The sequence below is a fragment of the Streptomyces sp. NPDC053432 genome, assembly GCF_055585365.1.
Genome location: NZ_JBVJKF010000031.1, coordinates 60,327 through 71,708, shown reverse-complemented (window position 1 = coordinate 71,708; position 11,382 = coordinate 60,327). Strand labels below are relative to the sequence as shown.

The window sequence follows — 11,382 nt, the reverse complement described above, 5'->3', positions numbered from 1 at the left end:
CGTCCGACAACGTCAACTCAGCCTTCGGCCGCCCAGTTCGTGCCACCCAACAAGCCTACACATCTGAATGGAATTCCTGACTCAGAAGACTAGGGCCTGTCGTCAAACTCCCGTCGTCGCCCGGAGGGCGGCCCGGGAGACGGGGGAGCCGAGCAGGAGGGGGCGCGCGGTACGGGGTCCGGGCCGGTGGCCGGCGTGACCGTACCCGCCCCCGCGCCCGGCGGGCCGGCCGGCCGACGCGTCGGCGGCGACCAGCGGCGCGACCCCGGCGCTCGCCCGGCCCGCCGCGGGGGCGGCCCCGGTCATCCGGCGCAGGGCCGGGGGCGGAGCCGGGACCGTGGCCGGGGTCGCTGAGCCGGAGGGCGCCGCAGGCCGGCACGCACGGGGCGGGCGCCCGGTCACCCCGAGCGGCCCCGGGCGGCGCCCCGGCCGCTCCACCGAGGTTCACCCCGGGGCCGGCAGCGGGAAGGCGATCTTGAGGGCGTAGGCGGCGACCAGGCCGTAGCCGAGACGGAAGGTCCAGGCCCGGGCGGCGTCGGAGATACGGGCCCCCGCGAGGGAGCCGACGGCGACGAGGGCCTGCTGCCACAGGAGCGAGGCGGCGCCGACCCCGACGAGGAACGCCGCTCCGGCCGCCCCGGCCGAGAGACTCGCGCCCTGGGCGGTGGTGAGGGCGGCGAAGTAGAGGGCGGTGGTGGGGTTGACGGCGGTGAGGCCGACGTACCGCCAGAAGGCCCTGCCCGGCCGGGGCGAGCGCACGTCCGCGGACCGGTGCCCGCCACCGCTTCCGGCCTCGGGGCCCTCCGGGCTCCGACCCGGCCCCCGCTCTCCGGACGCCGGAGCGGCCGGCTCAGGGCATGTCGTCGAACTCCCGTCTGCCCCAGGGCGGCCGGCCATCAGGCCGCGGGCGGCGATCGTGAGGAGGACGAGGGCCGAGGCGAGGCGGACCCAGGCCTCGACCGGGGCTACGTGCGAGGCCACCCAGGGGCCCAGGCCGGTGGCGAGGGCCGCGTAGGCGAGGTCCACCGCCGCGACGCCCGCGGCCGCGGCGATCGCCGTGCGGCGGTGGCGCATCGCCTCCTGGAGCAGCAGCACGCTCATGGCGCCCATCGGCATCGCCACGCCGAGGCCCGCCGCCGCGCCGCCCAGGGTGGGGGAGAGTAGTTCGGTCATGACGGGAGGTTCGGGGGGCCGGGCCCGGGCACGCGGGCGAATACCGGACCCGGCTGCGAGAATCGCGGCATGGACCGCCTCGACAGGGAAATCCTCGGCATCCTGCAGGAGGATGCGCGGATCTCGTACCGGGACCTCGGCACCCGCGTCGGCCTCAGCGCCAACGCCACCGCCGACCGGGTACGCCGGATGCGCCGGGACGGGGTGATCCGCGGGTTCACCGTCGTCGTGGACCCGGCCGCCGACACCCGGGGCGGGCTCGTCGTCTTCATCGACCTCACGCTGCGCCAGGACACCACGAACGAGGAGTTCGAGCAGCGGGTCGCCAAGCTGCCCGGGATCACGGAGGTGGTCCACGTGACGGGGGAGTACGACTACCTCGTACGGGCCCGTGCCGCGGATCCGGCGGCGCTGGACGGGTTGCTGCGGCGGCTCAAGCGGGAGGCGGGGGTGGCGCAGTCGAGCACCCGGATCGCCCTGCGCGCCGCCGCCCGCCCGTCGCGGACGTAGCCCCCACCGCGATCGCCGGTGCGGCTCGAAGGCCGGGGCTCCGCCGCCCCGGACCCCGCGCCTCGAACGCCGGCGGGGCCGGATTCGCCTACAGCGCCGCTTCCCAGGTCACCGTCGTGCCCCTGGTGCCCGATTCCGTGCTGCCGTCGTCCGACACGGTGAGTCCGACCCGGGACGGCGTCGCGTCGATCTCCACGTCGATGGAGGTGACCGCGCTGCGGCGGTGGGCCGCCGCCAGGGCGCTGCGGAGGGCGGCGAGCAGGTCGGCCGCCACCGGGTCGGGGACCAGTGCGTCCACCGCACCCGCGAAGTGCACCGACGGCTGGAAGCCGAGCAGTACCCCCGCCCCGCCCGTCTCGCGCAGGACCCGGCCCCGGAAGGTCGTCGGGGCGTCCGAAGGCGGCTGCTGGAGGGCGAAGATGGCGGTGCGGACCTCCTGGATCGTGGAGTCCAGTTCGTCGACGGCGCGGCTCAGCTCCTCGCCGACCGTGTCCCCGCTCGGCGCGTTCGAGGAGCGCCGCCGCGTGGATTCCAGCATCATCTCCGTCGCGAACAGCCGCTGGACCACCAGGTCGTGCAGGTCCCGCGCGATCCGGTCGCGGTCCTCGTATACCGCCAGCTGTTCCCGGTCGTGCTGCGCGTCCGCCAGTACGAGGGCCAGCGCGGCCTGGGAGGCGAACTGCGAGGCCAGCAGCCGGTCCACCGCGTCGTACGGGGCGCCGCCGCGGGCGCGCGGCAGGGCGAGGGTGCCGATCAGCTGGCCGCCGCTCTGCAGCGGCAGCATCATGCTGGGGCCGAACCGTTCCCGGACGTGCGTGGTCATCCGGGGGTCGGTCGCCGAGTCCTCTATGAAGACCGGCTCGCCGCCCAGCAGTTGCGTCAGGACCGGGCTGCCGGGGGCGATCGCCGTGCCGACCAGGTCCCCGGGGTCCCCGTGCGTGGAGGCGGCCACGATCTCCATGCCCCCCTCGGGGGTGGGCTGGAGCACCACCCCGGCCGCGGCGTCGGCGAGCAGCCGGGCCCGTTCCGCCACGCACATCAGGGCGTCCGCCGCCGGGCGGCCGGCCAGGAGGGTGGTCGTCACGGCGGCGGCGCCCTCGATCCAGCGCTCCCGGCGGCGCGCGGTCTCGTACAGCCGGGCGTTGCCGATCGCTATCCCGGCCTGCGAGGCCAGGACGCGCAGCAGGGCGATGTCCTCCTCGGTGAACGGTCCGCCGCCGCGCTTCTCCGTGAGGTAGAGGTTGCCGAAGACCTCGGTGTGCACCCGGATCGGGACACCGAGGAAGCTGCGCATCAGCGGGTGGCCCGGCGGGAAACCGGCCGCGCGGGGGTCGTCGGTGAGGTCGTCCAGCAGGAGCGGGCGCGGGTCCGTGACGAGGGCGCCGAGCACGCCGGAGCGGCCGTCGGGAAGGTGCGGGATCGCGGCCCTCTGGGCCCCGGTGATCCCGGCGGTGAACAGCGCGGTCAGCCGGACGCGCTCGGGGTCGACGACCCCGAGCGCCGCGTACCGCGCGGAGCACAGCTCGACCGCCGAGTCCACGATGTGCTGGAGGGTGGTGCGCAGCTCCAGCTCGGAGCCGACGCTGAGCACCGCCTCCAGCAGCACCGGGAGGCTCGCGGCCTCGTCCTCGTACTCGTCCTCGGGCTCGTCCTCGTTCTCGGGCTCCGGTCCGGCGTGCGTCATCCGGCCAGCGGGTTGAGAACCATCGGGGCGATCTTCCCTTCGAGCATCGCGCCGAGACCGAGCACGGCGCACACGTCCGGCCGTTCCGCGATGGCCACGGGCATTCCGGTGGCGTCCCGCAGCATCTGGTCCAGCCCGGGCAGCAGGGCGCTGCCACCCACCATCATGATCCCCCGGTCCGTCAGATCGGCCACCAGGTCGGGCGGGCAGTCCCGGAGCACCTTGCCGATGCCGTCGAGCACGGCGGTCAGCGGGGTGCGGATGACGTCGCGCACCGCCGCCGTGTCCACGTGGACGGAGCGGGCCAGTCCGGTGGCCACGTCACGGCCGTGGATCAGCGTGGAGGCAGGCCCCTCGCCGGTGATCCCGGCGCCGTGCAGGGCCAGCTGGAGCGGCCGGACGGCCTGGCTGGGCAGCATCAGCTCGTGCGCGTGGCGCAGGTGCTGGACGACGGCGTGGTCGATGGCCTCGCCGCCGACGGGGACCCGTACGGCGGTGACGATGGAGCCGAGGGAGAGGACAGCCACCTGGGTGGCCGCGGCCCCGCACACCATGATCATCGTCGCGGTCGGCTGCTCCACGGGCAGTCCGCAGCCGACGGCCGCCGCGATCAGGGTGTCGACGAGTTCGACGCGCCGGGCACCGAGCCCGACGAGGGTCTCCACGGCGGCCCGCTGGGCCAGCGGGTCCGCGTCGTGCGGGGTGCAGGCGGCGGCCCGCAGCCGGGGCTTGCGGCGCAGGGCGCGGCGCAGCTTCTCGCCGAGCAGGTGACGCAGCATGCGCTGGGCCATCTCGATGTCGACGACGGTGCCGCCGGAGACGGGGCGCACGACCCGGATGTAGTCGGGCGTGCGGCCGGTCATCCGCTCGGCGAAGGTCCCCACGGCGATGAGTGCGCCGGTCCGCGTGTTCACCGCGGCGCAGCTGGGCTCGTCGACCACGAGGCCGGCGCCCTTGACGTACACGCGGGTCCTTGCCGCCCCCAGGTCGACGGCGACGTGGCAGCGGCGCAACTGCTCAAGACTGACGGTCACGGCAGATCCTCCCGAGAGCGCTGACGCAAGAAGACCGGCGGAACTGCCGGTCGCTTTTCATATCATCTCGGGCATTTCGGGCTTACCGCCCGTTGGGCTGCGCCGGCCGGGGGGTGTCCCGCAGCTGCAAGGGGGTGGATTTATGTACCGACAGGCAGCACCATGCCCGCACCGCACGCGCTACTCACGCGTAACAAGGTAAAGGGGACCCGATGCTGACGACCCGCCAGAGGATGCCGGCGCTCCTGACGCTCTGCTTCGCCCTGCTCGCGCCCCCGGCCGCCCATGCTGCCGCCGGCCGGGCCGCGGACGGGAGCCCCGAGCGGGAGTCGTCGCACCGTCCGGTGGTCTTCGTGCACGGCTACAACGCGGACCCGGGCGTCTGGGGGTCCCTCCGCGAGGACCTGCGGGCCGACGGGTACACCGACTCGGAGCTCTTCTCCTTCGGTTACGACACCCACCAGTCGGTCAACGAGGTCCTCTCCGGCCGGCTCGCCGCCTACGTCGCGGACGTGCGCCGGCAGACCGGCGCCGCCCGGGTCGACGTCGTCGCGCACTCCTTCGGCTCGCTGGTGAGCCGCTGGTACGTGAAGTTCGGCGGCGGCGGGGACGCCGTGGACCACTGGGTCTCCCTGGCCGGACCCAACCACGGCACCTCCACCGCGTGGGCCTGTGCCCTGTGGGACCAGGCCTGCCGGGACATGACCCCCGGGTCGTACGTGGTGAAGAACCTGGGCAGCGGCGACGAGACCCCGGGCGCCGTGAAGTACGCGACCTTCTGGTCCAACTGCGACGAGGTCGTCAACCCGGACTCCAGCGTCCCCCTCGCCGGGGCGGTCAACACGCCGGTGGGCTGCCTCAAGCACAACGACCTGCTCGGCGACGACGCCACCTCGGCGGGCGTACGGGCCTTCCTCACCTCCTGACCCACCGCACAGGCTTTCGCAGCACCCCCCAGGGGGTGTTGCGAAAGTCCCGCACGGCGCCCACGGCGCCCGGCACGCACTCTCGCCGCACCGGCCGAAGCCCCGAGTACGCCCAGTACGAGGACCTTCGCCCGGCACGCCGAGAGCACGCACCGGACACCGCGGGCACCGCACAGGACTCCAGCAACACCCCCTAGCCGGCCGGGGCCGAGACGCGCTGGAGCAGGCCGTAGGTGAACTCCGCCACGCACGGTCCGCCCGGCGCGTCGAAGGCCAGCCGCCAGCGCGTCGGTGCGGTGCCCTCCATCGGGCGGACCGGTGCGAAGGCCCGCGCCACCTCGTCCACCGTCGCCGACCACGGCCGCAGGTCCGCGGCTGACTCCAGTACGGGCCCCCGCGCGCCCGGGGCCCGTACCAGCCACTCGTTCCACACCGCCCCGTCCGGTGCGGCCAGCACCTCGAAGCGCAGGTCGGGCCAGAGCGGCACCGGCCACAGCAGGGCCTCGCACTCCAGGTCGCCGATCGTGCGACGTTCGGCGGACTCGGGCGGACCCAGCACCGAGCGGTAGCGGGCCAGGGCGCCGCGGGAGCGGGGCGAGCGGACCATCGCCTGCCAGCGCTTGTTGGCCTCGCGCTGGTCCGCGAGGGAGGCGCCGAGCCTGCGGCGGGCCTCGTCCGCGAGGTCCGGCTGGAAGTCGGCCATCCGCCGCAGAAGCACCAACTGGAAGGCCGTGGAGCCGAAGGACGTCATGGAGGAAACGATTCCACACAGGATCCTTACGTTCTCGGGATCTTTATGTTGCCGGGGAGCACGTAGCCTGCGGGCGCCATGAACTTCTGTCACGCCTGCCAACGGCACCTCAATGGCGCACTGGCGTGCGCCGGATGCGGGACCCCGGCCGAGTACCTGAGCGCCGCCCCGCCGCCCGCCGGGGGCCCGGCGGCGTCCGGTCACGCGGTGCCACCCGGTCACGCGGTGCCGCCCGTGCCCGAGGCGCCGACCGCGCTGGCCGACGTGTTCGCGGACGAACTCGTCACCCTGTCCGTCCCGAACGAGCGCAGGGCCGGGGCGCGCCGCCGCGCCGAGCGCCGCCGGCGCAGCCGCATGGCGCTGACGGTCACCCTGGGGGTGCTGCTCGCCACCGCGGCCTCGCTGGCGGTGGTCCGCATGACGGGGGACGGGACGCGCACCGACCGCGCCTCCGAGGTGGTGCTCACCGACGACGGCCCGCAGCAGCCCGCCCCGCTGCCGGACCTGCCGACCTCGGGTGCGCCCTCGGCGCCCGGTGGCAAGGCGACCGCGAAGGCCGCCGCCGGCCCGGCGAAGACGGCCGCGCCCGTGAGCCTCACGCCCGGACCGACGGCCTCCGTCCCCGAGCCGAAGCTGTCTCCGACGCCCTCGGGCACCCCGAGCCCGTCGAAGTCCGGAAAGCAGAACGGCAAGGGCAAGCCCTCGCCGGGCGGGAGCGCCTCGGGCAGCCCGACGTCCACGCTCACCGCGGGCCCGGTCCCCAGCCCGACGCCGTCGCCGACGAAGACGAAGTGCGGTTCGTGGTGGAACCCGCTCTGCTGGTGACCCGGGGGATCAGTCCAGCATCCGCTTGAGCAGGTCCCGCAGGACCGCCCGTTCCGCCGGGGACAGCCCGGCCAGCGGCTCGCGCGCGAAGTCCAGCGACTCGCGCAGCCGCTCCGCGGTCTGCCGTCCCGCCTCCGTGGGCGCGGCCAGCTTCACCCGGCGGTCGGCGGGATCCGGGTGCCGCTCGACCAGCCCGCGCGTCTCCAGCCGGTCCACGATCCCGGTCACGTTCGACGGCTCGCAGCGCAGCTTCTGCGCGATGCGGCGCATGGGCATGGGCTCCAGGGCGAGCATGTTGAGCACCTTGGCCTGCGCGCCGGTCAGCTGGTGGCTGGCGGCCGCGTGCTCGTACTCCATGTGGTACCTGGCCACCACGTCGCCGATGAGCTCGACGACCTCGATGGTCACTGGGTCTGTGCGACGACTGGGCATGCATCCAGGGTACCGACTTACTTGACAACATGAAATATCCAGGCGCATGGTTGTTTCACCTAGTGAAGCAATCCCGTTCTTACCAGGAGCGCCGCATGTCTGAGATCCCCGCCGTGAGCCGCGAGTGGCACCTCGTCCGTCGCCCGCAGGGCTGGCCCGTCGCCGAGGACTTCGCCCTGCGCGAGGTGCCCGTGTCGGCCGAGCCCGCCGCCGGCCGGATCCTCGTACGGAACCTGCACATGTCCGTGGACCCGTACATGCGCGGCCGGATGAACGACACGAAGTCCTACATCCCGCCCTTCCAGCTCGACGAGCCGATGCAGGGCGGCGCGGTCGGCGAGGTCGTCGCCTCCAACGCCGAGGGCTTCGCGGTCGGCGACCACGTGCTGCACATGCTGGGCTGGCGCGAGTACGCGGAGCTCGACGCGAAGCACGCGACCAAGGTCGACGCCTCCCTCGCCCCCCTCTCCGCCTACCTCGGCGTCCTCGGCATGCCGGGTCTGACCGCCTACGCGGGCCTCTTCGAGGTCGCCTCCCTCAAGGAGGGCGACTCCGTCTTCGTCTCCGGCGCCGCCGGAGCGGTCGGCAGCCTCGTCGGCCAGTTCGCCAAGATCAAGGGCGCCTCCCGGGTGATCGGCTCCGCCGGCTCGGACGAGAAGGTGACGCTGCTCACGGAGAAGTACGGCTTCGACGCCGCCTTCAACTACAAGAACGCCCCCGTCGCCGAGCAGCTGCCCGCCGCCGCCCCCGACGGCGTCGACGTCTACTTCGACAACGTCGGCGGGGACCACCTGGAGGCCGCGATCTCCTCGATGAACGTGCACGGCCGGGCGACCCTGTGCGGCGCCATCGCCGGCTACAACGACACCGAGCCCGCCCCCGGCCCGCGCAACCTGATGATGGTCATCGGCAAGCGGCTGCGCCTGCAGGGCATCCTCGTGGGCGACCACGCCGGGCTCCAGCAGCAGTTCGTCCAGGACGTCGCCGGATGGCTGCGTTCCGGTGAGCTGCGGTACGACGAGACGGTCGTCGAGGGCGTCGAGAACGCGACGTCCGCCTTCCTGGGCATGCTCCGCGGCGAGAACACCGGAAAGATGATCGTTTCTTTCACCGGTTAGTCTCTCTGTACACCGTCGTGACCGTGGGCGCGAGTCGCGACGATTACCAGGAGGATTTCCCTACATGTCCATCCAGCAGTCCGACGTCGCGTACACCGCTGTCGCCACCGCCGAGAACGGCCGTGACGGCCGCGTCGCCACCAACGACGGCCAGCTCGACGTCGTCGTGAACCCGCCGAAGGAGCTCGGCGGCAGCGGCGCCGGCACCAACCCGGAGCAGCTGTTCGCCGCCGGCTACAGCGCCTGCTTCCAGGGCGCCCTGGGTGTCGTCGCGAAGAACGTGAACGCCGACATCTCCGGCTCCACGGTCACCGCCGAGGTCGGCATCGGCAAGAACGACGAGGGCTTCGGTCTGATCGTCAAGATCTCCGCCGTGATCCCGAACGTGGACGCCGCCACCGCCAAGGAGCTCATCGAGAAGGCCCACGAGGTCTGCCCCTACTCGAAGGCCACCCGCGGCAACATCACCGTCGAGCTCGCCGTCTGATCCGGCACCGCTCACCGAAGGCCGCACCCCCGGGGGTGCGGCCTTCGCCGTTTCCCGGCCCCCATAAACTGCCGCCATGCGTGATCTTGCGGAGGGGTTCCGGTACCTGCTGGCCGGACAGGGATGGGTGCTGCGCCACGGCCGGTGGCTGGGCTTCGGGCTGCTGCCCGGGCTTGTCTCGCTGGTCCTCTACGCGGGCGCGCTCATCGGGCTCGGCTACGGCGCGGACGACTTCACCGCCTGGTTCACCCCCTTCGCCGACGACTGGGGCTCGCCCTGGCTCGCCCTGTTCCGGGGCTTCCTGACCTTCCTGGTCTTCGGCCTCGGCCTCTTCCTCGCGGTCATCACCTTCACCGCCGTGACCCTGCTGATCGGCCAGCCCTTCTACGAGTCCCTCTCCGAGCAGGTCGACCGCAGCGAGGGCGGCGAGGCCCCCCGGTCCGGGCTGCCGCTCTGGCGGGAGCTGTGGATCTCGGCCCTGGACAGCCTGAAGGTGCTCGGCCGCGTCGCCCTCTACGGGCTGCTCCTCTTCGCCCTCGGCTTCATCCCCGTGATCGGGCAGACCGTCGTCCCGGCGCTCGGATTCTGCGTCTCCGGCTACTTCCTGACCCAGGAGCTCACCGCCGTCGCCCTCCAGCGCCGCAAGGTCGAGCTGCCCGAGCGGCTGGTCCTGCTGCGCTCCCGCCGGATGGTGGTGCTGGGCTTCGGAGTGCCGCTGGTGCTGGCGTTCCTGGTACCGCTGGTCGCGGTCTTCCTGATGCCGGGCGCGGTGGCGGGGGCCACGCTCATGGTGCGGCACCTGATGCAGGCCGACGAGGAGCCCGCCGGGCCCGCCCCGGCCCCCGAGGGCGCCCCCACCGGCTTCGGCCCTCCCCCTCCCGCGTACCCGTGACCCCTTGGCGGCCTACGCGCGTGGCTGCACCCACAGGGCCTCGCCGACCGCGCACAGGTCGCCCGCGGCAGTCGCCAGGGCCGTGCCCACCGTGTACTTGCGGCCCGAGCTCTCCAGCAGCCAGGCGTACGACACGAGCCCCTCGCCCACCGGCACCGGCCGCAGCAGCCGGGCGGTCAGCGCGGCCGTGACCGCACCGGCCGGGCGCCCGTCGAGCAGTCGTCCGGCGGCGTTCCCCGGGCAGTCCAGGGCGCCCCACACCAGCTCGGCCGGCAGCAGCCCGTCGGCGCCCGCCAGCTCCCGGCCCGGGGTCCAGGCGGTGGCGACCATCCCGCCGCCCGGCACCGCCCCGCAGTGCAGCCGCAGCCCGGTGGCGGGAGTGCGGTCCAGGCCGCAGCCGAAGCAGTCGACCTGCCCGTCCGGCGGGGCCGCCCGGTACGCCTCGGCCGCAGCCGAGGCCCGCTCCCAGGAGGGCGCCGCCGGGGCGCCGGCCCCCTCGAACGCGGCCGGGCTCGCCGCGGCCAGCAGCAGCCCCTGCGCGTCGGTCAGCTCGCAGCCGCCGCCGGCGCTCCCGGCGAGCCGGACGGGTGCTTCGGTCGGCACGGGCCGCCGGAAGTCGACCCGTACGGTCCCCGCGGTGGCGCGCCGGGCCAGCAGACCCGCCACATAGCCGCCGTAGGCCACCCCGGGATAGCCGTGGAGGTGTTCCGGAACCGTGATCGTCTCGAAGGCGAAGGCACTCATACCGAGCACCTCATCACATCGGCCGTCACCACGGACGGCGTACGGTCGTCCGCCTCGGCCAGCAGCTCACCGCCCGGCCCCCACACCGCCGCGCCCCCGCAGCCCGTCCAGGGGCCCGCGGGTCCCACGTGGTTGGCCAGGACCACGTACAGGCCGTGCTCCTTCGCGATCCCCGGGTAGAGGGCGGCGCGCTCCCCGGCCCCGCCGCCCGTCCCGTACAGGGAGCTCGCCAGGTGCACCCGGCAGCCGTCGGCGGCGCCCCGGCCGGTCAGTTCGGGGAAGTGGTTGTCGTAGCAGATCCCCAGCGAGAAGCGGATCCCGCCGAGCTCGAAGCGGCCGTCGGCCGTCCCCGGCACGAAGACGTCCCGCTCGTGCTCGTACAGGTGCTGCTTGAGGTACGTGGTCACGTGCGCGCCGTCCGCGTCGTGCACCAGGGTCGCGATGGCGGGCCGCGGGCCGCCGCTCGGCACGGCGACGTTGACCGCCGTGGCGATCCCCGCGGAGCGCAGCGGGTCCAGCCGGGGGTCGTCGGCGCCCGTCCACAGCCCGGGACCGGCGGCCAGGGCGGCCAGTTCGTACCCGGTCAGCGTGAACTCGGGGAAGACGACCAGCCCGGCGCCCTGATCGCGGGCCGCCACGGCGAGCGCGGCGGCCCGTGCGGCGTTGGCGGGGACATCGGCGGGTACGCAGGTCAGCTGCGCTGCGGCGATCTTCACACGGCTCAGCATGCCAGCCCGGCGGCGGCCTCCTTCGGCAGGGCCGGGAAGGCCGTGGCCGCCGGGGAGGAGGTGATCCCGCCGCGCGGA

13 protein-coding genes are annotated in these 11,382 nt (G+C 74.0%); 6 read left to right on the top strand and 7 right to left on the bottom strand.

The window, feature by feature from the left end:
- Window positions 1-444: 444 nt before the first annotated feature.
- Window positions 445-1,173: a hypothetical protein gene (locus ACZ6Y1_RS34480; RefSeq protein WP_469639431.1), complete on the bottom strand. Its 729-nt coding sequence runs from the start codon at window positions 1,171-1,173 to the stop codon at window positions 445-447.
- A 69-nt stretch (window positions 1,174-1,242) separates the two neighbouring features.
- On the opposite strand from ACZ6Y1_RS34480, the gene ACZ6Y1_RS34475 reads away from it, so the two are divergent.
- Window positions 1,243-1,683: an Lrp/AsnC family transcriptional regulator gene (locus ACZ6Y1_RS34475; RefSeq protein ID WP_376659152.1), complete on the top strand. Its 441-nt coding sequence runs from the start codon at window positions 1,243-1,245 to the stop codon at window positions 1,681-1,683.
- A gap of 88 nt (window positions 1,684-1,771) precedes the next feature.
- Here ACZ6Y1_RS34475 and ACZ6Y1_RS34470 read toward each other — a convergent pair whose 3' ends face one another.
- Both ACZ6Y1_RS34470 and ACZ6Y1_RS34465 read right to left on the bottom strand, forming a co-directional pair.
- Window positions 1,772-3,367 (bottom strand): GAF domain-containing sensor histidine kinase, encoded by a 1,596-nt coding sequence (locus ACZ6Y1_RS34470; protein ID WP_469639427.1) that lies wholly within the window; start codon window positions 3,365-3,367, stop codon window positions 1,772-1,774.
- On the bottom strand, window positions 3,364-4,401 hold the full coding sequence (locus ACZ6Y1_RS34465) for a rod shape-determining protein (RefSeq protein ID WP_469639423.1): 1,038 nt from the start codon (window positions 4,399-4,401) through the stop codon (window positions 3,364-3,366). Before ACZ6Y1_RS34465 ends, ACZ6Y1_RS34470 begins: the two co-directional genes overlap by 4 nt.
- 212 nt (window positions 4,402-4,613) lie before the next feature.
- Here ACZ6Y1_RS34465 and ACZ6Y1_RS34460 point away from each other — a divergent pair, with 212 nt between their 5' ends.
- On the top strand, window positions 4,614-5,327 hold the full coding sequence (locus tag ACZ6Y1_RS34460; RefSeq protein ID WP_469639420.1) for an esterase/lipase family protein: 714 nt from the start codon (window positions 4,614-4,616) through the stop codon (window positions 5,325-5,327).
- Window positions 5,328-5,520: 193 nt separating this feature from the next.
- Here the strand turns inward: ACZ6Y1_RS34460 and ACZ6Y1_RS34455 are convergent, their stop codons facing one another.
- Window positions 5,521-6,078: a hypothetical protein gene (locus ACZ6Y1_RS34455; RefSeq protein WP_469639417.1), complete on the bottom strand. Its 558-nt coding sequence runs from the start codon at window positions 6,076-6,078 to the stop codon at window positions 5,521-5,523.
- A gap of 78 nt (window positions 6,079-6,156) precedes the next feature.
- Between ACZ6Y1_RS34455 and ACZ6Y1_RS34450 the strand changes: the two genes are divergently transcribed.
- Window positions 6,157-6,903: an SCO2400 family protein gene (locus ACZ6Y1_RS34450; protein ID WP_469639414.1), complete on the top strand. Its 747-nt coding sequence runs from the start codon at window positions 6,157-6,159 to the stop codon at window positions 6,901-6,903.
- 9 nt (window positions 6,904-6,912) lie between these two features.
- On the opposite strand, the gene ACZ6Y1_RS34445 is transcribed toward ACZ6Y1_RS34450, so the two are convergent.
- Window positions 6,913-7,335, bottom strand: coding sequence for a MarR family winged helix-turn-helix transcriptional regulator (locus ACZ6Y1_RS34445; protein ID WP_469639410.1), 423 nt, complete (start codon window positions 7,333-7,335; stop codon window positions 6,913-6,915).
- A 95-nt stretch (window positions 7,336-7,430) separates the two neighbouring features.
- Here ACZ6Y1_RS34445 and ACZ6Y1_RS34440 point away from each other — a divergent pair, with 95 nt between their 5' ends.
- From ACZ6Y1_RS34440 to ACZ6Y1_RS34430, 3 genes are all read left to right on the top strand, one after another.
- On the top strand, window positions 7,431-8,453 hold the full coding sequence (locus ACZ6Y1_RS34440) for an NADP-dependent oxidoreductase (RefSeq protein WP_469639407.1): 1,023 nt from the start codon (window positions 7,431-7,433) through the stop codon (window positions 8,451-8,453).
- A 64-nt stretch (window positions 8,454-8,517) separates the two neighbouring features.
- The gene (locus ACZ6Y1_RS34435; protein ID WP_030657091.1) at window positions 8,518-8,940 is read left to right on the top strand and encodes an organic hydroperoxide resistance protein; all 423 of its coding nucleotides are present in this window, start codon (window positions 8,518-8,520) and stop codon (window positions 8,938-8,940) included.
- A 76-nt stretch (window positions 8,941-9,016) separates the two neighbouring features.
- Window positions 9,017-9,832, top strand: a complete 816-nt coding sequence (locus tag ACZ6Y1_RS34430; RefSeq protein WP_469639404.1) for an EI24 domain-containing protein — start codon at window positions 9,017-9,019, stop codon at window positions 9,830-9,832.
- A gap of 12 nt (window positions 9,833-9,844) precedes the next feature.
- On the opposite strand, the gene ACZ6Y1_RS34425 is transcribed toward ACZ6Y1_RS34430, so the two are convergent.
- Entirely contained in the window at window positions 9,845-10,576 is a 732-nt protein-coding gene (locus tag ACZ6Y1_RS34425; RefSeq protein WP_469639401.1) for a PaaI family thioesterase, read from the bottom strand.
- Window positions 10,573-11,292, bottom strand: a complete 720-nt coding sequence (locus tag ACZ6Y1_RS34420) for a carbon-nitrogen hydrolase family protein (RefSeq protein WP_469639398.1) — start codon at window positions 11,290-11,292, stop codon at window positions 10,573-10,575. The genes ACZ6Y1_RS34425 and ACZ6Y1_RS34420 overlap by 4 nt, the downstream gene beginning before the upstream one ends.
- Window positions 11,293-11,382: the final 90 nt, after the last annotated feature.